This window comes from Streptomyces malaysiensis subsp. malaysiensis (assembly GCF_040653035.1).
GTDB classification, from domain to species: Bacteria; Actinomycetota; Actinomycetes; order Streptomycetales; family Streptomycetaceae; genus Streptomyces; species Streptomyces malaysiensis.
Genome location: NZ_JBEZNG010000006.1, coordinates 301,301 through 317,590, shown reverse-complemented (window position 1 = coordinate 317,590; position 16,290 = coordinate 301,301). Strand labels below are relative to the sequence as shown.

Here is a 16,290-nt window from a genome sequence, read left to right as displayed (position 1 = left end):
TAAAGGCAATTTTAGCCCTTACAGACCATACCGACTGCCGACTGCCGACCCACCCGCCCCTGCTCCGTCAGGAGACCTCGCCCATGTCAGAGCTGAAGATAGACGCCGTCGTCTTCGACGTACTCGGAACGCTCGTCGACGAACCCACCGGTATCCGCGCCGGTATCCGTGAACTTGCCCCATCACTCGACGATTCCGGGATCGAGCGGCTTCTGTCGCTGTGGCAGCGGCACATCGACCGCGAGCAGCGTCGCATCCTCGACGGCGCCCGGCCCTACGCCACCAGCGAGGTCCTCGACCAGGAAGCTGCCCGGCTCGTCGCCGACGCCGCCGGAGTCGACGATCCGGCCGACGTGGCGGCGCTGACCCTGTCCGGCCGCCGGCTCCCGCCGTGGCCCGACACGGTGGCGGGGCTGGCCCGGCTCGCCGAACGGTTCCCACTGATCGGGCTCTCCAACGCGAGCCGGACGGCGCTGCTGGGGCTCAACGCCCACGCCAATCTGCGCTGGCACCAGGCCCTGTCCGCCGAGTGCGCTCGGACCTACAAGCCGGACCCGGCGGTCTACGAGCTGGCCGTCACGGTCTCCGGATGTCCGCCGGAGCGGCTGCTGATGGTCGCCACCCACGCCTGGGACCTGCGCGGTGCGCAGACCCTCGGCCTGCGCACCGCCTACGTCGCCCGCCCCGTCGGCGACCCGCCCGCCCCCTCGGACCGGTTCGACCTGTACGCGGACGGCCTCGTCGAACTGGCCGACCAACTCGACAAGATGTTGCCTCTGCAATAGTCAGCGCTTACAATCAACTGCGTACGCAACTATTGTCTCGAGTCACCTCACACCTGCGAACGGAACGGCTGGAGCGATGACCCGGACGCCCGAACAGACCTTCCACGACCACGGCCAGGCGCTCGGCTCGGGAGACCTGGACAAGATCGCCGCCAACTACGCGGAGGACGCGGTCTTCGTCAGCCCTTCCGGTGTGCTGCGGGGACGCGAAGGAGTGAAGCGGGGCATCGGCGCCCTGCTCGGCGATCTCCCCGGCGCCGCATGGGAGTTGAAGCCCCAGTTCGCGGATGACGTGCTCTTCCTCGAGTGGTCGGCCGCCACCGCCCACGCGCGTGTGGAGGACGGAGTCGACACCTTCGTCTTCCGCGACGGCCTCATCCAGGCCCAGGCCGTGCGGTACACCCTGGTCACGGAAGAGGGCTGAGCCGCGGCGAACCCGCCTGGTCCCGGAGTGAGCCCGGTCTCGGAACGCATCTGATCCCGGAACGCACCTGATCCCGGAACGCACCTAGTCCCGGAACGAACCGTCCGACCTGCGGGCGTGCCTCGACAGCAGGTGCTTGCACTGCGGGCAGTGCCGCCTGAACCCCTTCTTGATCAGATAGCTGATGCCGATCGTCACCACATGCATCAGCCCAACCGCCGCGTTCTGGAGCAGCCGCCCCAGCCACGACCTCGTACACGTCTCACAGTCCCGGCAACCGGCCGCCATGGCGTAATCCCCCCAACTCGTCGCTGACCTGCCCCGCATCACCAGTGTGCGCAACGAAGAAGGCCGCCGAGGCGCCAACTGCCGTCCCCCCGCCGGGTTGTGACCGGCCCAGATCGCGCCCGGCACGCGGCTGTGACAGACCGGATCAATATGTGTAGCGACTCACGGTCTCCGGGTGGATGACGAGACGGACCTGGTCCTCGGCCAGGATCCCGGCGAGGTCGTCGGCGCGGGTCGGGTCGTCGAGGTCCCAGTAGCGAGCGGCCAGCCGGGTGCACAGGTCGTGTGCTCCGCCGGGTTCCACCGTGGTGCGGCCGGCGACCGACACCCAGCGCTCGCGTTCACCCACGGGTGCGGCGACGACGATCGAGGCGCGCGGGTCGCGGCGCAGGCGCCGCACCTTGAGCGAGTCCGGGGCCGTGAACAGCTGGATCGTGCCCTCGTCGGTGGCCTCGAACCACACCGGCCGGGGCTGAGGCGGGAGCGGCCCCCCGGCCACGGACAGGAACCCGTGCAGGGGCCGTCGGAGGAACTCGAGGTCCTGGGGGGTCAGTGAACTGGTGTCGTTGCTCATGACGCCGATTGAACACGGCCGACTCGGACGAACCCATGGGTGAGAAGCCGGATCGCCTGTCCATTCGTCTACGCTCACTGAGATGGACGCGTTCAGTGACCTGATCCGAGGGGTGCGAGCGCACGGCTCGTTGTTCGGCGCCTCGACCCTGTCCCCGCCCTGGGCACTGCACTTCGTGGACGGCGCGCCGCTGACCCTGTGCACCGTCCTCAGCGGGGCGGGCTGGATCGTGCCGGAGCACCGTCCGCCCGAGCCGCTTCGCGCCCGCGAGACGATCGTCGTACGCGGCCCGGCGACGTTCACCTTCGTCGACGAGGTCGGCACCCGGGCCGAACCGATCGCGTGCGGCGAGCACTGTGCGACGCCCGAGCAGGGCGGGACCCGCCACCGCCGAGGCTGGAACGACCCCGGCGAGGACGACCGCGGCGGGGACGCCGGGGACGCCGGAGGCGCCGGATACGCGGGGGACGCCGGTGACGGCCGCGGTGCGACGACCCTGATCGTCGGCGCCTATCCCGTACGCGGCGAGATCAGCCGCCGACTGCTGGACGCGCTGCCCGTCGTGCTGCGCGTGGAGGGCGGGGGCACGGCCGATGCCGTGCTGGACCACCTCGCCGCCGAGGTGTCCGTCGACACGCCGGGCCAGCAGGTCGTACTCGACCGGCTGCTGGACTGGATGCTGGTCTGCACGCTGCGCGAGTGGTTCGACCGGCCCGGCGGCGAGCCCCCGGCCTGGTGGGCCGCCCAGCGGGACCCGGTGGTCGGTGACGCGCTGCGCCTGCTGCACGCCGAGCCGGCGGCGCCATGGACGGTCGCCGCACTGGCCGACCACACGGGGGTGTCGCGTTCGACGCTGGCCAAGCGGTTCGCCGATCTGGTGGGCGAACCACCGCTGACCTACCTCACCCGCTGGCGCATGACGCTCGCGGCGGACCTGCTGGTCGAGCGGCAGGCCGCAACCGTCGCGGACATCGCCCGCACTGTGGGCTACTCCGACCCGTTCGGCTTCAGCGCGGCGTTCAAACGGGTCCGAGGCATCAACCCGAGCGAGTTCCGCCGCACCGCGACCACTCTGACCAGCCTGCGGAACTGACCCGGAGCCGACCTGCGGGACGAGGGCGTCCGACGGGCTGGACGCGGCACCTACGCCCCCCGTCCGTCACGCCGGGATCGCGTTGCCCTCCCCCTGGACGTCAGTGGCGACGACGTTGTCCGGACGGTCGAGCCACACCCGCTGACCGGCGGAGGCAACGGTGAGCCCGAACCTCGTGCGCGTCGGCCGCCCGGCCCGCGTCCACCAGGCGTGTGCCGCCTCCAGCTCGTTCCAGAGCAGCCGTGGGCCTCGCTGCCACACCTCGTAGTCGGTGGCGTCCGGCTCGTAGTCGACGGACGCCCATGAGCCGGAGGCCGAGTCGGCGAGCCAGAGAGTCCACTCACCGTCGGGCCCTGGGCCTACCGCCGACCGGCAGCCCGGGACCAGGACTCCGGCCGCGAACCACGCGTCGTCGTCGCCGAGGAAACCCGGGTCGAGTCGAGTCCGGGAGCTGTCGGCCTCCCCATGGACGACGGCCATAACCTCCCGCTCGGGTGCCTGCGCCCGCAGCCACATGAACGCGCTGTCGCCGACGACCGGGCCGGATGCCACGGGCCCGTCGGGGCCGTCCTCGACGGTGAGCCGCAGCAGCACGCCATTGCGCAGCGCCGTGCCCCAGGGGATGACGATGAGCCCCCCGGGCGCGGTCTGCTCGATCCATGCGCGCGGCACGTCGTGTACGGCGCAGGTGGCGATGACCCGGTCGTACGGCGCGCCCGGGGGCCATCCGTCGACACCGTCCGCGGTGAGCACTGCGGGTCGGTAGCCCGCGGACCTCAGTGCGGCGCGCGCCCTGTCGGCGAGGGCGGGATCGACCTCGACGGTGGTCACCCGCTCGCTGCCGAGTTTGGCGGACAGGAGAGCGGCGCTGTATCCGGTGCCCGCACCGATTTCGAGGACGCGCTGCCCGTCATGGACGTCGAGCGCCTGGAGCATGGTGGCGACGACACTCGGCATGCTCGCCGAGCTGGACGGGGTACGCACCACCTCGGCGCCGGGCCGATCCTCGACCTGGATGACCAGAGCCTCGTCACTGTAGGCCAGCTTCCGCCAACGGTCCGGCTCCGTGGCGCGGTCGACGGGCTCGTACCCGTCCGCGACGCGGACCCAGATGCGATCGGGGAGGAACCCCGCGCGATCGACGCGAGTGAAGGCGCCGAGCCACGCGGCCGGGAGGTGGCCGCCGTCCGAGACCCGCTGAGCGAGGTCGGCCATACCGCCGGGGGTCATCGCTTCGGCGACTCCGGCCGCTTCGGATCGGGCGGCGGGATGGGCTTGTCGGGCCTGTGCCCGTCGCTCTCGGCCGGGTCCGGCTTGCCTCCATGCTTCCCCATCTGACTTCCTCCTCGTCGATTGATACGTCTCATGGTGACGGGCGGTCAGGGCGCATGGCAGGGGCGTGCGGATGCGTTCAGCGAGTGGGCGCCTTCACGGTGGCTGCCGGAGCCGCCCGACTCATTCGGTGAGGGGTTCGCGCAGCTCGAACCAGATGTGTTTGCCGGTGGGGCGCAGCCCGTTCTCCCAGGTGACGCCCCATGCGTAGGCCAACTCCTGCATCAGGAACAGCCCGCGCCCGCCCTCCTCGTCGGGCGCCGCGTCGCGGGGGTACGGGTGGCGTTCCGGGGAGCCGTCGCGTACGGCGATCGTCGCGATGCGGTCGCGGACGAGGGTGTCGATGTGGATCAGCCGGGTGTCCGTGTGCTGATTGACGTTCGTCACGGACTCGGAGACCAGGAGTTTCGCCGTGTCCGCGAGGTCGTGCAGGTCGTTGGCCTGGAGAAGGGCGGCGATGGCGTCCCGGCAGACCCTGGGGCTCTTGGGGGAGTTGGGGGCGCTGAGTCGGTAGGCGTACGGAAGGTTTGCGGTTTCGGGCATGGCGGTTCTCCCAACGCGGTGCGTGGCTGGTTCGTCACGCTGTGATGAGGACCATAGGGCATGGCGATGCACTCGTGCATCACTTCTCGTGATCCCGTGCAACTTTCGTGCCGTCTCGGTAAGGTCGCGACGACACTGTGTGAAACAGGGGAGGGTGACATGCCTCAGAGGCCAGTCCCGACCGTGAGGCAGCGCCGCCTCGGGGCCGAGCTGCGCAAGATGCGCGAGCACGCGGGTATGAACGTGGCGCAAGCCGCTGAGCGGCTGGGCGCGGACCGCACGCGGATCAGCAACATGGAGTCCGGTCGACTGGGCGTCAGTGGCGAGCGCGTCAGGATGTTGGCCGCCATCTACTCCTGTGGTGATCGGCCGTATGTTGACGCTCTCGCGGCCATGGCCGCCGAGCGAGGTCGGGGCTGGTGGGACGACTATCGGGAGCGGATGGCCGTCGACGCGCTGGACTTGGCCGAGCTGGACTCCCACGCCGTAAGTCTGCGCGCGGTGCAGATCATGCACATTCCGGGACTACTGCAAACCGAGGACTACGCGAACGCCGTGTTCTCCACGGCCGAACCCGCACTCACCTCGGCGCAACGGCGAGTGAACGTCTCGTACCGGATGAGGCGACGTGAGGTGCTCGATCGAGATGACCCTCCGCAGTGCATCTTCCTTATTCACGAGGCCGCGTTGAGGATGGAGTTCGGCGGGGCGAAGGTGACCCGTGGGCAGTTGGAGCGCCTGTTGGAGGCGTCGGAATGGGACAACGTAACCGTTCGGGCCATCCCCTTCTCCGCTGGGGGCTTTCCGAACGCTGGAGCCTCCGTGACGTACATGCATGGAGTGGTCCCGCAGTTGGATACGGTTCAGCTCGACGCGCCCACCGGTGTGACCTTCTTGGACGGGGAGGCCCATCTCGCCAACTACCGTCGGGTCCTCGACCGCACGGAAGCGCTGACCCTCGCACCTGCGGACACGCGCGATTTCATCCAAGCCATCGCACAACGACTCTGAAGGCATCGAGATGTCCGACATAAAGTGGCAGAAGTCGTCCTACTCGGCGGACGGCCCCGGCAACAACTGTGTCGAGCTGGCTCACGCCTCCGACGCGGCCATCCTCCTCCGCGAGAGCGATGATCCCTGCGTCGTGATCGCCACCACCCCGGCTGCTCTCCGAGGGCTAGTCGCGAGGATCAAGACCGGCGGGTTCGACCACATGGCTGGCTGAGGGGGGTGGGTATGCATCACTGGCGGAAGTCCTCGTACTCGACCGACGCCGAGGGCAGTAATTGCGTCGAGCTGGGCCAGGCCCCGGACGCCACCGCGATCCTCCTCCGCGAGAGCGACGAACCCGGGACCGTGATCGCTACCACCCCCGCCGCCCTCCGGGCGCTCACTCGGGCCGTCCGGGCCGGGCGGTTCGATCAGCTGTCCCGCTAGGGGACAATGGGCGCCATGAGTCTGTTCCGCGACGACGGCATCGTGCTGCGCACCCAGAAGCTGGGTGAGGCGGACCGGATCATCACCCTGCTCACCCGCAACAACGGCCGCGTCCGCGCCGTCGCGCGGGGCGTGCGGCGGACGAAGTCGAAGTTCGGGGCGCGGCTCGAACCGTTCAGCCACGTCGACGTGCAGTTCTTCTCGCGCGGGGGCGGCGAGCTGATCGGGCGCGGGCTGCCGCTCTGCACGCAGAGTGAGACCATCGCTCCGTACGGCAGCGCCATCGTCACCGACTACGCCCGCTACACCGCCGGTACGGCCATGCTGGAGACGGCCGAGCGGTTCACCGACCACGAGGGCGAGCCCGCCGTACAGCAGTATCTGCTGCTGGTCGGCGCGCTGCGCACCCTCGCGGCCGGGGATCATGAGCCGCATCTCGTGCTGGACGCGTTTCTGCTCCGTTCCCTCGCCGTGAACGGCTACGCACCGAGTTTCGACAACTGCGCCAAGTGCGGGATGCCCGGTCCGAACCGGTTCTTCTCGGTCGGCGCGGGCGGGGTCATCTGCGGAGAGTGCCGGGTGCCCGGAAGCGTCGTACCCTCGGCGGAGTCGCTGACGCTGCTGGGCGCGCTGCTGACGGGCGACTGGGAGACGGCGGACGCATGTGAGCTGCGCCACGCCCGGGAGGGCAGCGGCCTCGTGGCGGCGTATTTGCACTGGCACCTGGAGCGGGGACTTCGGTCGCTGCGGTACGTAGAGAAGTAGCAGTAGCATCACAGAGAGCAAGGGCTGAGGGAGACATGGCAGGCATCGCAGGACGCGGGTTTCTGGGCCGACAGCGGCGCGAGTACCAGACCCCGGAACCGCATCCGTCCGGCGCCCGGCCGCCGAAGATCCCCGGTGAGCTGGTGCCGCAGCACGTGGCATGCGTGATGGACGGGAACGGCCGCTGGGCCAAGGACCGCGGGCTGCCGCGCACCGAGGGGCACAAGGTCGGCGAGGGCGTCGTGATGGACGTGCTCAAGGGCTGTATCGAGATGGGCGTCAAGAACCTCTCCCTCTACGCCTTCTCGACCGAGAACTGGAAGCGCTCGCCCGACGAGGTGCGCTTCCTGATGAACTTCAACCGCGATGTCATCCGCCGCCGCCGCGACGAGATGGACGCGATGGGCGTGCGGATCCGCTGGGCGGGCCGGATGCCGAAGCTGTGGAAGTCGGTGGCGCAGGAGCTCCAGGTCGCCCAGGAGCAGACCAAGGACAACGACGCCATGACGATGTACTTCTGCATGAACTACGGCGGCCGGGCCGAGATCGCGGACGCGGCGAAGGCGCTGGCGGAGGACGTCCGGGCGGGCCGGCTCGATCCGTCGAAGGTGAACGAGAAGACGTTCGCGAAGTACCTCTACTACCCGGACATGCCGGATGTGGATCTCTTCCTGCGCCCGTCGGGCGAGCAGCGCACGTCCAACTACCTGATCTGGCAGAGCGCGTACGCCGAGATGGTGTACCAGGACGTGCTGTGGCCGGACTTCGACCGCCGCGACCTGTGGCGGGCGTGCCTGGAGTTCGCGTCCCGGGACCGCCGCTTCGGCGGGGCGATCCCCAACGAGGAGCAGCTGAAGAAGGACAACTCCCCGTCGGCGTGAGCGCGTAAGCGCGTAAACGCATGGGCGGGTGGGCGCGCGGGGCGGCGCCGGGTGGTGCCGCCCGTGGCTCGGTCGCCCCTACTCCGCCGCCACGATGCGCTCCACCGCGGCCGCCACCAACTGCTCACGCACCTCGTCCGCCGCTGACGTCGGCAGTGGGGCGGGCGAGGCGCTCGGGCCGGGCGCTCAGCGTTCATTGCCCGCGCGCAGCCAGGCGATGTACTCGGCGACCGCGCGCTCGGTGTCGTAGGCGGGCCGGTAGCCGGTGTCCTGCTGGATGCGGGTGATGTCGAGGTAGTTCCGCGGGGTGGTGGCCCCGCCGGTGGGGAGGTCGATCCGGGCGTCGGGGACGACCTTCTTGATGGCGGCGATGATCTCGGCGTTGCTCGTCGCGCGGCCGGAGGCGACGTTGTAGGTGCGGTGGTTGAGACGGTCCGTGAGCTGGAGGAGCGCGATGGCCCGGCCCGCGTCCTTCGCGTAGCACAGATCGAGCGCGTCCTCCGCGTGCGCGGGCGCCGGGAGGGCGGAGAGGTCCGGCTCGGTTCCGCGCGCGGCGGCGTGGACGAGCTCGGGGGCGGCGAAGAACAGCGCGCCGTGGGGCTCGCGCGGTCCCCAGATGCCGGAGATGCGGTAGTTGACGACCTCGATGCCGGTGGCGTCGGCCAGGTGGCCGTTGAGCAGCTCGCCGATCTTCTTGAAGGTCGGGATGAGGTGCCCCGAACTCATCGACAAGGGCGTGTCCTCGGTGAACGGCCCCTCGGCGCCGGAGCCGCCGTAGACGCCGATCGTGCTCGCGATGCCCACGCGCTTCACACCCCAGTCCTGCGCGGCCTGGTACACGTTGAGCAGGCCGCCGATCGCCTTACGGGTCGCCTCGACGGGGTGCTCGGGGTCCGGCGGCCAGGGCATCGACCCGGCGAGGTGCACAATCCCGGTGATCTTGTGGCGTGCGCCGATGTCGAGCAACCCGTCCAGATCGGTGACATCGGCCCGCTCCACCGCGACCGGCGCACTGAAGCGGCCGTCCGGCACCTCGGCGGGGCGCCGCTGCACCAGCACACACTCCTCGCCCGCGTCCAGCAGGGCCTGCACGGTGTGGGAGCCGATGAAGCCCAGCCCTCCGGTAACCAAAATCATCTCAGCACTCTCCTCGCGTCCAACCGAAGCGGATCCTTGTTCCGGTTACGATACGGAACGCCGTTCCGCTTTGTCAACGGCCTTCGGGGAGGGGCCGTGCGGCGTGGACCTCGAAGCGGTGGCGCCCATTTCGCGAGCGGAGATCTCCGGTGTGGTCGGGGGCGTTGGCGGATAGGTCCCGGTCGCGTTCACCGGTTGGTGGCCAGCACTGCCGCGAGGCCCTCTTGTAGGTCTTTGACGAAATACTCGGGAACCTCCAGCGACGGGAAATGTCCCCCGGTTTCGGGGGACCTCCATCGGACGATCTGTCGGTACCGCTCCTGTGCCCAGGGGCGCGGGCACTTCTCGATGTCGCGGGGATACATGCTGATTGCCGACGGGACGTCGACCCGGAGTTCGGGGTCCAGCGAGTTATGGCTTTCGTAGTAAATGCGGGCCGCCGATGCGCCGGTCCGCGTCAGCCAATACAGGGTGACGTTGTCAAGGACCCTGTCCCTGGAAATCGTCTCGAACGGGCTGTCTTCGGTGTCCGACCACTCGGCGAACTTGTCGAGGATCCAGGCGAGAAGCCCGACCGGTGAGTCGACGAGCGAATAGCCGATGGTCTGCGGTCGGGTCGCCTGCTGCTTCGCGTACGCCGCGCGGTGGCGCCAGAAATCGCGGGTCTGCTCGGTCCATATGCGCTCGGCCGCCGTCAGCCCGTCCGTTGTCAACCCGGGCGGGGCCTCCGCGAACGTGGTGTGGATGCCGAGGACGTGTGCCGGGAACCTGCCGCCGAGAACCGTGGTGATATTGCCTCCCCAGTCGCCGCCGTGGGCTGCGAACTTGCCGTAGCCGAGCCTTGCCATCAGCTCCACCCATGCGGCCGCGATCTTTTCGGTTCCCCACCCGGTGGCGGCCGGTTTGTCGCTGTAACCGAAGCCTGGTAGCGACGGGACCACGACGTGGAATGCCGGCGCGTCCGCGTCTTTCGGATCCGCCAGTTCGTCCACTACATCGATGAATTCGGCAATGCTGCCCGGCCAGCCGTGCGTCAAGATCAGAGGAGTGGCATCCGCGCGCGCGGATCGGCGGTGCAGGAAGTGGATTCCCAGATCGTCAATGGTCGTGCGGAACTGGCCGATCCGGTTAAGGCGCTCTTCGAACGACCGCCAGTTGTACCCGGTGCGCCAGTAGTTCACGACATCGACGAGATCGGCGAGCGGAACGCCCTGTTCCCATCGGCGAGGGCCGGGCGCGGCGCGATGGACCGTCTCGGCCTCCGGTAGCCGCGCCGCGGCCAGTCGCGCGCGCAGATCGTCGAGGTCGGCGTCGGTCGCGCGGGCTTCACATGCTTGTACGTCGCTGGTGAGGCGGGGCATGGGACCTCCTGGCCATCGTGGAACCGGCTACGGTCCATCGTGAACCGGCTAAGCCGGTTCTAGCAGTTCTCCGAGCCACGCCGCAACCGGCTAAGGTGGTTCCATGCGTGCTGGGTTCCCTGATTTCCGCCTCGGTAAGGTGCTGGCGACCAGCTTCACGGGGACGCTGTCGGAGCGTTATGGCGACGCTGTGGAGCGCATTCCCACGCCGGGCAGACTCGTCGACTGGCTGGCGGTGTACGGCCTCGCCGTGGACTCCTGCGCCACTGCCCAGCTCGACCTCGCCCGGGAGCTGAGGGAGGCGATTCACGCCGCCGCGACGGCGGCCGCGATCCAGGACGTTCTCCCCGCGTCCGCTGTCCAGGTCATCAATGACTTCAGTGTTCGGGGTCGGGCCGCGGCGATCCTGACGCCCGAGGGCGAGCGCCGATGGCGGCTCGGCGCGGATTCCCGCGTGGAAGATGCCCTCAGCGTGATCGCCGCCGATGCGATCAGCATCATCGCGGGCGAACGAGACGGAAAACTGGCCTTGTGTGCCTCGCCGACCTGCCAAGCCGCCTTCTTCGACGCCAGTCAGAGCCGCACCCGTAGATGGTGTGACATGAACACGTGCGGGAATCGTCAGAAGAAAGCCCGCTTCAACGCCAACCAGCGTAAAAACCCCAGGTCAGCGGAGTGATCGTTACCTCGGTACGGTCAAGTGGGTCTCACGCCCGCAACGCATCCGTCGCGGCGGGCCGTCATCGGTGGCCCCTTATGTGGCCCCTTATGCTGAGGTCGTGACACCGAAAGGCGAGCAAGGGCCTGTGCTGCGGGCGGATGCCGCGCGCAATCGCGCTCGGGTGTTGCGGGTCGCCCGTGAGCAACTGGCCGCCGGGGATGACTCGCTCCAGTTGAACGCCATCGCCCGGCTCGCCGGGGTGGGCGTGGGAACCGTGTACCGGCATTTCCCCAATCGCCACGCGCTGTGGGAGGCGCTGTCGACCGAGCGCTTTCAGGATCTGGTCGATGAGGCGCGGGCGGCGGCCGCCGACGAGGACGCGCTCGCGGGGCTGCACCGTCTGCTGCGGTTCGCTCTGCTGCACGCGCTGAGCGATGCGGGTTTCGCCGCCGTGCTCGAATCCGCCAGCGATACCGATGCGCAGACCGCGGCGCTGAAGGCCGAACTCGACGGGGCCGTCGCCCAGTTGCTCGACCGCGCCCGCCTTGACGGCGTCATCCGGCGGGATGTCGAGGCGGACGATGTGCGCCGGTTGCTCTGCGGGGTCGAGCACGCCGTACGCTCCGGCGACGGCGACCCGGCGCGCACCGAGATCTACCTCGATGTCCTCCTCGAGGGGCTTCGTCCCCCGCGCTGACAACCAGCCCATCTCGCTAACCGGATAGGTATCCGGTCGTGCTAGCGTGCCTCCATCGAATCGGATACTTATCCGGTTGCGGGTCGGTGAGGCCGTGGAGGGCAGACCTATGGGGCAGCGAGCAGTCGTGACGGCGGGGACCGGGGGGATCGGTCTGGAAACCGCGATGGGGCTGGCGGCGAGCGGGCTCGCCGTCACCGTGGTCGGCCGTGACGCCGAGCGCGGCGCCCGCGCGGTCGAGCGGATCGCCGCGGTCGCCACCGGGGGCGAGCCGCGGTTCGTCGCGGCCGACCTCGCGTCGCTCGGCGCCGTCCGGGCGCTCGCCGCCCGGCTGGCGGCCGAGGGGCCACTGAAGGTCCTGGTCAACAACGTGGGTGCGATGTTCGCGGACCGACAGCGGACCGTCGACGGGATCGAGGCGACGTTCGCCGTCAACCACCTCTCGTCGTACCTGCTGACCGAGCTGCTCCTCGATCAGCTCCGGGCCGACGGGCCGAGCCGGATCGTGAACGTCAGCTCCGGAGCGATCCGCGCGGCCAAGCGCTCCTTCGACGCCGTCGAACCGCCGGGTGGCTACTACGCGTTCCACTGGTACGGCCGGGCCAAGCTGGCCAACCTCGTCTACACCCTGGACCTGGCGGAGCGCCTGCGCGGCAGCGGTGTCACGGTCTTCGCGGCCGACCCAGGCGGCGCCGCGACCGACATGACCAACGGCACCCTGCGCTCACCGAAGATCGTCTCCCCGCCACTGCGCCTGCTGTGGCCGCTGGTCCGGCGGACCTTCGAACGCTCCACCGCGGGCCCCGCCGCCATGGCCGCCCGGTCGTCCGTCGCCGCCGCGACCGACGCCTCACTAGACGGCCGGACCGGCCTCCTCATCGGCCCCGAGGCCACCCCCGTCCGCGCCTTCCGCGGAAGCGGCGACCCCCGGACGGTCAAGGACGTGCTCAGGCTCAGTCGGCGGCTCGCACCCCTCGAAGAGCGACCGCCGTCGCGGCCAGGGCCGCGCTGACCCAGGCCGCGCCCCGGTAGTCGCCCGTCGTCCCGGTCGCGATGCCCGCGAGCAGCGGGCCCAGGAAGGCGCCCGCGTTCAGGGCGACCGTGGCGAATGAACCGCCCAACGACGGGGCCCGGGAGGCCGTGTGCATGACGCGGGTGACGAGTGCCGAGCCGATGCCGAATGACAGGGCGCCCTGGGCGATCGTCACCAGGAAGAGCGGGGTTGTGCAGGGGCTGGTCAACGCCAACAGCACCCAGCCCGCCGGGAGGGCGCACAGCGCTAGGAGCAATCCGCGCCCGAGTTCTCCGTCGGCCCTGCGGCCGGCCGCGGTCACGCCCATGAACGCGCCCGCGCCGAACGCCGCGAGGAGGGCCGGGACGGCGGTGTCGGGGAGGTGGGCGACGTCCGTGGCGATGACGGCCAGATAGGCGAAGGTCGCGAAGGTCGCCCCGTTGACCACGGCCGCGAGCAGCATGGCCGACCGTACCGGGCGCGAACGCAGCGCACGGGCCTCGCCCTTGAGCGAGATCTCCCGCCGGGCGGCCGCCGCGTCGGCGGGTGCCTGGTGGAAGACCAGGGCCAGGGCGGGCAGGCACAGGGCGGCCACGGCCCAGAAGGCGGAGCGCCAGCCGGACCAGTCGCCCAGCAGCGCGCCCGCGGGGACGCCCGCCACGCATGACAGGGTGACCCCCGAGAGCAGAACCGCTGTGGCCCTTGCCTGCTTGGCCTTGGGAGCCAGTGTCGTCGCTACGGACATCGCCACCGCCAGGAAACCCGCGTTGACGATCGCGGCGATGACACGGGTTCCGAACAGCACGGCGAAGTCCGTCGTGACCGCGCCGACCATATGCACCACGACGAACGCCGTCAGAAAGCCCGCCAGCGCGCGGCGGCGCGGCCAGCGTGCGCTCAGCGCGGCCATCACCGGGGCGCCGACGATCATCCCGATCGCGTACGCGGATGTCAGGCTCGCCGCGGCGCCCACCGATACGGAGAGGTCGCGGGCGATTCCCGGTACCAGACCGGACAGCATGAACTCGGACGTTCCCTGCGCGAAGACGGCGAGCGCGAGGACGTAAAGGAAGATGGGCAAGAGGTCGACTCCAGCGATGCGATGAGCGTGCGCGGGCAAGAACGGCCGCGTGCTGGGCGCCGATGAGGCGGAACCAGACACACGGAGTCGTGTCCGGTCGCCGGAAGCGAGATCGACCCAAGAGAATCGACCCGGAGACGGGTCGGGTCAGTGGTCAGACAACCGCTCGCCGCCGGGCGACCGGCGGCTCCGCTCTGTCTGATTCGGGGCTCGTCACATCGGGCACCGTACCCATGAGCCCGACCGGGATCAATCGGATTTCGGTGTGCCCCAACCGCCCCGGTACGCGGCCCAGTCGCCCGGTGTCGCCGCGAAGTCCACATACAGCGCGACGCCGAACCGCTCGCGGCGCGCGTCCTCGCGGCTCAGGCCGAGGCGGACGCCCCGCACGGCCGCCGCCACCGTCTCGGCCGACTCGTGATGACCCATGTCGTCGGTGTGGAACGCAGGGAGGCCCATCAGCAGATCGGTGCCGCGCGGGGTCACCTCCAGGGCCAGCCGCGTCTGGTGGGCCACATAGCCCCCGTACAGGCTCTCCAGGGGCATCGACGTGTCGTACGACATCACCGCGATCTGGTCGACCCGGCGGGCCACCGCGCCGAAGTACGACTGCGACCACCACTTGGGGTGGCCGGTGACGAAACCCGCGACGGAGTGGAGGGAGGGGAGCGGGTCGATCTGGTGCGCGGCCACCGACAGCGGTGCGTGGTGGGCGCGGGTGACCGCGCGTACGTCGTCCAGCAGCGAGAGGTAGTCCCGGTCGCCGGAGTGCAGCGGCTCCAGATCGAAGTGGACGCCCGCGAACCCCGCGTCCAGCACCTGGCGCGCCGAGCGCACGATGCGTTCGCGCGTCGCCCGTCGGCCGAGGTCCATCCCCGTTTCGCCCTCGGTGGACAGAACGTCGCCGAGCCACGCCTGTACGCGTACACCGGGCAGTTCCCGCCGCACCGCGTCCACCAGCCGGCGGGCCTTGGGGTAGCGCGAGGCGGGCAGGTCGCCGTCGTGCTCCAGCGGGCCCGCGTGGACGTACAGGTCCCGGACGCCGGTGTCGCGCACCCGCCGGACCAGCCCGGCGAGCTGAGCCTCGCCGTTGCGCCCGTCCACCCAGGCGTGCCCGAGCCACAGCGCGTCCCGCTCACGGGTGCGCGTTCCGGGCGCGGGGTCTCCCGCGTACTGGAGCCGCAGCGACACCCCGGCGGTCAGCATGGGCACCACCAGCAGTACAGCGGCACCCGCCGCCACCCGCTTGGGCCACTTCAGCCGCGGATGCGCCCAGCCCCGCACAAACGCCGTCCGTCCCCGCCCGAGCACGGACGCCGCTCGGCGCAGCACGCGGACGGGGGTGCGGTCGGGCTTTTCCGAGGGCATCGGCGGTCAGCCTCCGTCGTAGGACACGACCGTGCCGTGCAGGGTGTCGGCGACGCGTGACCCGAGGTCGTAGTCGCAGAGGTTGACGGTCCAGTTGCCGGCCGTGACCAGGGTCGCGGGCACGCCCTTGTAGGCGATGGCCTCGCGCAGCACCGCGTTACGGTCGGCGTCCGAGGCGTGCAGGGCGAGGGTGGCGCAGTTGGGTGAGCCGGTGTCCTTGCCGGTAGTGCAGGTCAGGACGGTGTCCGAGCGCTGCTTCCGGTCGTCGCAGCCCACCTCCGCCGCGAGGTCGTCGGCGAGGGCGCCGACGGTCCGGTAGCGGGGGGTGCGGGGGATGTCCGGGAGCGGATAGTCGGGGATCTTGGCCTTCTTGGACGGCAGTACGACACCGCCGAGAGCGGCCGCGACGCGGTTCGCGAAGCGGGGCTCGGTGACCCATACGAACCAGTGACCCGCGGCGACCAACGTGTGGCTGGTCGGCGGCTCTCGGTGGGAGGCGATGGACTCGCCGATCTCGTCGCGGCTGAACTTCTTCGGGTTCAGTACCTGGATGTCGTTCTCGAACTTGACGCCGTCGATGACGGAGGCGCATCCGAGGCCGCTTCCTCCGGCACTGCCGCCCTGCGAGCGGCGGGTGATCTCGCAGGGGATGCCCCCTGCTTCGAGGGCTTTCACGACCGCGTCGGCGTCCGCGTACTCGGGCTTTGTGGGCACATTGCCCGGCATCGTGGCGCTCGGGCCGGGCGACGAGCCGGTGCCGCCCTGCGTGGTGTTGCCGCACGCGGCGAGGACGGCCATGGCCACCCCCACCGCGAACACGCTGATCACTCGCTTCATGAACTCACTTCTTC

At 70.1% G+C, this 16,290-nt stretch carries 20 protein-coding genes; 11 read left to right on the top strand and 9 right to left on the bottom strand.

Annotation, left to right across the window (positions count from 1 at the left end; translation table 11 throughout):
• Positions 1-83: 83 nt before the first annotated feature.
• Positions 84-785, top strand: a complete 702-nt coding sequence (locus AB0E24_RS15810) for a haloacid dehalogenase type II (RefSeq protein ID WP_359377471.1) — start codon at positions 84-86, stop codon at positions 783-785.
• Positions 786-861: 76 nt separating this feature from the next.
• Positions 862-1,209: a nuclear transport factor 2 family protein gene (locus AB0E24_RS15805; protein ID WP_174884034.1), complete on the top strand. Its 348-nt coding sequence runs from the start codon at positions 862-864 to the stop codon at positions 1,207-1,209.
• Between the two features lie 84 nt (positions 1,210-1,293).
• Here AB0E24_RS15805 and AB0E24_RS15800 read toward each other — a convergent pair whose 3' ends face one another.
• Both AB0E24_RS15800 and AB0E24_RS15795 read right to left on the bottom strand, forming a co-directional pair.
• Positions 1,294-1,497, bottom strand: a complete 204-nt coding sequence (locus AB0E24_RS15800; RefSeq protein ID WP_069865967.1) for a hypothetical protein — start codon at positions 1,495-1,497, stop codon at positions 1,294-1,296.
• 145 nt (positions 1,498-1,642) lie between these two features.
• The gene (locus tag AB0E24_RS15795; protein WP_359377468.1) at positions 1,643-2,071 is read right to left on the bottom strand and encodes a pyridoxamine 5'-phosphate oxidase family protein; all 429 of its coding nucleotides are present in this window, start codon (positions 2,069-2,071) and stop codon (positions 1,643-1,645) included.
• A gap of 82 nt (positions 2,072-2,153) precedes the next feature.
• Between AB0E24_RS15795 and AB0E24_RS15790 the strand changes: the two genes are divergently transcribed.
• A complete protein-coding gene (locus tag AB0E24_RS15790; protein WP_359377466.1) occupies positions 2,154-3,164 on the top strand; it encodes an AraC family transcriptional regulator in 1,011 nt (336 codons plus the stop codon).
• A 66-nt stretch (positions 3,165-3,230) separates the two neighbouring features.
• Here AB0E24_RS15790 and AB0E24_RS15785 read toward each other — a convergent pair whose 3' ends face one another.
• Both AB0E24_RS15785 and AB0E24_RS15780 read right to left on the bottom strand, forming a co-directional pair.
• Entirely contained in the window at positions 3,231-4,379 is a 1,149-nt protein-coding gene (locus AB0E24_RS15785; protein WP_359377463.1) for a methyltransferase domain-containing protein, read from the bottom strand.
• Between the two features lie 240 nt (positions 4,380-4,619).
• The gene (locus AB0E24_RS15780; protein WP_359377461.1) at positions 4,620-5,039 is read right to left on the bottom strand and encodes an ATP-binding protein; all 420 of its coding nucleotides are present in this window, start codon (positions 5,037-5,039) and stop codon (positions 4,620-4,622) included.
• Positions 5,040-5,198: 159 nt separating this feature from the next.
• Here AB0E24_RS15780 and AB0E24_RS15775 point away from each other — a divergent pair, with 159 nt between their 5' ends.
• Genes AB0E24_RS15775 through AB0E24_RS15755 form a run of 5 tightly spaced genes read left to right on the top strand, consistent with a single transcriptional unit; the run spans position 5,199 to position 8,122 of the window.
• Positions 5,199-6,050, top strand: coding sequence for a helix-turn-helix domain-containing protein (locus tag AB0E24_RS15775; protein ID WP_100807277.1), 852 nt, complete (start codon positions 5,199-5,201; stop codon positions 6,048-6,050).
• 10 nt (positions 6,051-6,060) lie between these two features.
• Positions 6,061-6,264, top strand: coding sequence for a DUF397 domain-containing protein (locus AB0E24_RS15770; RefSeq protein ID WP_069865977.1), 204 nt, complete (start codon positions 6,061-6,063; stop codon positions 6,262-6,264).
• Between the two features lie 11 nt (positions 6,265-6,275).
• Positions 6,276-6,476, top strand: coding sequence for a DUF397 domain-containing protein (locus AB0E24_RS15765; RefSeq protein ID WP_359377458.1), 201 nt, complete (start codon positions 6,276-6,278; stop codon positions 6,474-6,476).
• 15 nt (positions 6,477-6,491) lie between these two features.
• On the top strand, positions 6,492-7,241 hold the full coding sequence (gene recO, locus AB0E24_RS15760) for a DNA repair protein RecO (RefSeq protein WP_069865982.1): 750 nt from the start codon (positions 6,492-6,494) through the stop codon (positions 7,239-7,241).
• A 44-nt stretch (positions 7,242-7,285) separates the two neighbouring features.
• Complete coding sequence (locus AB0E24_RS15755; RefSeq protein ID WP_100809376.1) at positions 7,286-8,122, top strand: isoprenyl transferase; 837 nt, start codon at positions 7,286-7,288, stop codon at positions 8,120-8,122.
• A gap of 186 nt (positions 8,123-8,308) precedes the next feature.
• Here AB0E24_RS15755 and AB0E24_RS15750 read toward each other — a convergent pair whose 3' ends face one another.
• Both AB0E24_RS15750 and AB0E24_RS15745 read right to left on the bottom strand, forming a co-directional pair.
• Positions 8,309-9,259 (bottom strand): NAD-dependent epimerase/dehydratase family protein, encoded by a 951-nt coding sequence (locus tag AB0E24_RS15750; protein WP_099013701.1) that lies wholly within the window; start codon positions 9,257-9,259, stop codon positions 8,309-8,311.
• Positions 9,260-9,447: 188 nt separating this feature from the next.
• Entirely contained in the window at positions 9,448-10,620 is a 1,173-nt protein-coding gene (locus AB0E24_RS15745; RefSeq protein WP_359377453.1) for an epoxide hydrolase family protein, read from the bottom strand.
• Between the two features lie 103 nt (positions 10,621-10,723).
• On the opposite strand from AB0E24_RS15745, the gene AB0E24_RS15740 reads away from it, so the two are divergent.
• The 3 genes from AB0E24_RS15740 (at position 10,724) to AB0E24_RS15730 (ending at position 12,990) form a co-directional block, all read left to right on the top strand.
• Positions 10,724-11,299 carry a CGNR zinc finger domain-containing protein gene (locus tag AB0E24_RS15740; protein ID WP_359377451.1) on the top strand — a complete coding sequence of 192 codons (576 nt, stop codon included), beginning with the start codon at positions 10,724-10,726 and terminating at the stop codon, positions 11,297-11,299.
• Positions 11,300-11,399: 100 nt separating this feature from the next.
• Positions 11,400-11,978, top strand: a complete 579-nt coding sequence (locus tag AB0E24_RS15735; RefSeq protein ID WP_283886663.1) for a TetR/AcrR family transcriptional regulator — start codon at positions 11,400-11,402, stop codon at positions 11,976-11,978.
• Between the two features lie 109 nt (positions 11,979-12,087).
• Positions 12,088-12,990, top strand: a complete 903-nt coding sequence (locus AB0E24_RS15730) for an SDR family NAD(P)-dependent oxidoreductase (RefSeq protein WP_359377442.1) — start codon at positions 12,088-12,090, stop codon at positions 12,988-12,990.
• On the opposite strand, the gene AB0E24_RS15725 is transcribed toward AB0E24_RS15730, so the two are convergent.
• The 3 genes from AB0E24_RS15725 to AB0E24_RS15715 all read right to left on the bottom strand — a co-directional run bounded on the left by AB0E24_RS15725 (position 12,932) and on the right by AB0E24_RS15715 (position 16,276).
• Entirely contained in the window at positions 12,932-14,071 is a 1,140-nt protein-coding gene (locus AB0E24_RS15725; RefSeq protein ID WP_359377440.1) for a Cmx/CmrA family chloramphenicol efflux MFS transporter, read from the bottom strand. The genes AB0E24_RS15730 and AB0E24_RS15725 overlap by 59 nt on opposite strands.
• Positions 14,072-14,320: 249 nt before the next feature.
• Positions 14,321-15,439: a glycoside hydrolase family 18 protein gene (locus AB0E24_RS15720; protein WP_359377437.1), complete on the bottom strand. Its 1,119-nt coding sequence runs from the start codon at positions 15,437-15,439 to the stop codon at positions 14,321-14,323.
• Between the two features lie 6 nt (positions 15,440-15,445).
• Positions 15,446-16,276 carry a hypothetical protein gene (locus tag AB0E24_RS15715; RefSeq protein WP_359377434.1) on the bottom strand — a complete coding sequence of 277 codons (831 nt, stop codon included), beginning with the start codon at positions 16,274-16,276 and terminating at the stop codon, positions 15,446-15,448.
• Positions 16,277-16,290: the final 14 nt, after the last annotated feature.

Bases quoted from the DNA above. Each gene is read 5' to 3' on its own strand.
- AB0E24_RS15810 (WP_359377471.1), top strand. From the start codon at position 84: ATGTCAGAGCTGAAGATAGACGCCGTCGTCTTCGACGTACTCGGAACG.
- AB0E24_RS15805 (WP_174884034.1), top strand. From the start codon at position 862: ATGACCCGGACGCCCGAACAGACCTTCCACGACCACGGCCAGGCGCTC.
- AB0E24_RS15800 (WP_069865967.1), bottom strand. From the start codon at position 1,497: ATGGCGGCCGGTTGCCGGGACTGTGAGACGTGTACGAGGTCGTGGCTG.
- AB0E24_RS15795 (WP_359377468.1), bottom strand. From the start codon at position 2,071: ATGAGCAACGACACCAGTTCACTGACCCCCCAGGACCTCGAGTTCCTC.
- AB0E24_RS15790 (WP_359377466.1), top strand. From the start codon at position 2,154: ATGGACGCGTTCAGTGACCTGATCCGAGGGGTGCGAGCGCACGGCTCG.
- AB0E24_RS15785 (WP_359377463.1), bottom strand. From the start codon at position 4,379: ATGGCCGACCTCGCTCAGCGGGTCTCGGACGGCGGCCACCTCCCGGCC.
- AB0E24_RS15780 (WP_359377461.1), bottom strand. From the start codon at position 5,039: ATGCCCGAAACCGCAAACCTTCCGTACGCCTACCGACTCAGCGCCCCC.
- AB0E24_RS15775 (WP_100807277.1), top strand. From the start codon at position 5,199: ATGCCTCAGAGGCCAGTCCCGACCGTGAGGCAGCGCCGCCTCGGGGCC.
- AB0E24_RS15770 (WP_069865977.1), top strand. From the start codon at position 6,061: ATGTCCGACATAAAGTGGCAGAAGTCGTCCTACTCGGCGGACGGCCCC.
- AB0E24_RS15765 (WP_359377458.1), top strand. From the start codon at position 6,276: ATGCATCACTGGCGGAAGTCCTCGTACTCGACCGACGCCGAGGGCAGT.
- recO (WP_069865982.1), top strand. From the start codon at position 6,492: ATGAGTCTGTTCCGCGACGACGGCATCGTGCTGCGCACCCAGAAGCTG.
- AB0E24_RS15750 (WP_099013701.1), bottom strand. From the start codon at position 9,259: ATGATTTTGGTTACCGGAGGGCTGGGCTTCATCGGCTCCCACACCGTG.
- AB0E24_RS15745 (WP_359377453.1), bottom strand. From the start codon at position 10,620: ATGCCCCGCCTCACCAGCGACGTACAAGCATGTGAAGCCCGCGCGACC.
- AB0E24_RS15740 (WP_359377451.1), top strand. From the start codon at position 10,724: ATGCGTGCTGGGTTCCCTGATTTCCGCCTCGGTAAGGTGCTGGCGACC.
- AB0E24_RS15730 (WP_359377442.1), top strand. From the start codon at position 12,088: ATGGGGCAGCGAGCAGTCGTGACGGCGGGGACCGGGGGGATCGGTCTG.
- AB0E24_RS15720 (WP_359377437.1), bottom strand. From the start codon at position 15,439: ATGCCCTCGGAAAAGCCCGACCGCACCCCCGTCCGCGTGCTGCGCCGA.
- AB0E24_RS15715 (WP_359377434.1), bottom strand. From the start codon at position 16,276: ATGAAGCGAGTGATCAGCGTGTTCGCGGTGGGGGTGGCCATGGCCGTC.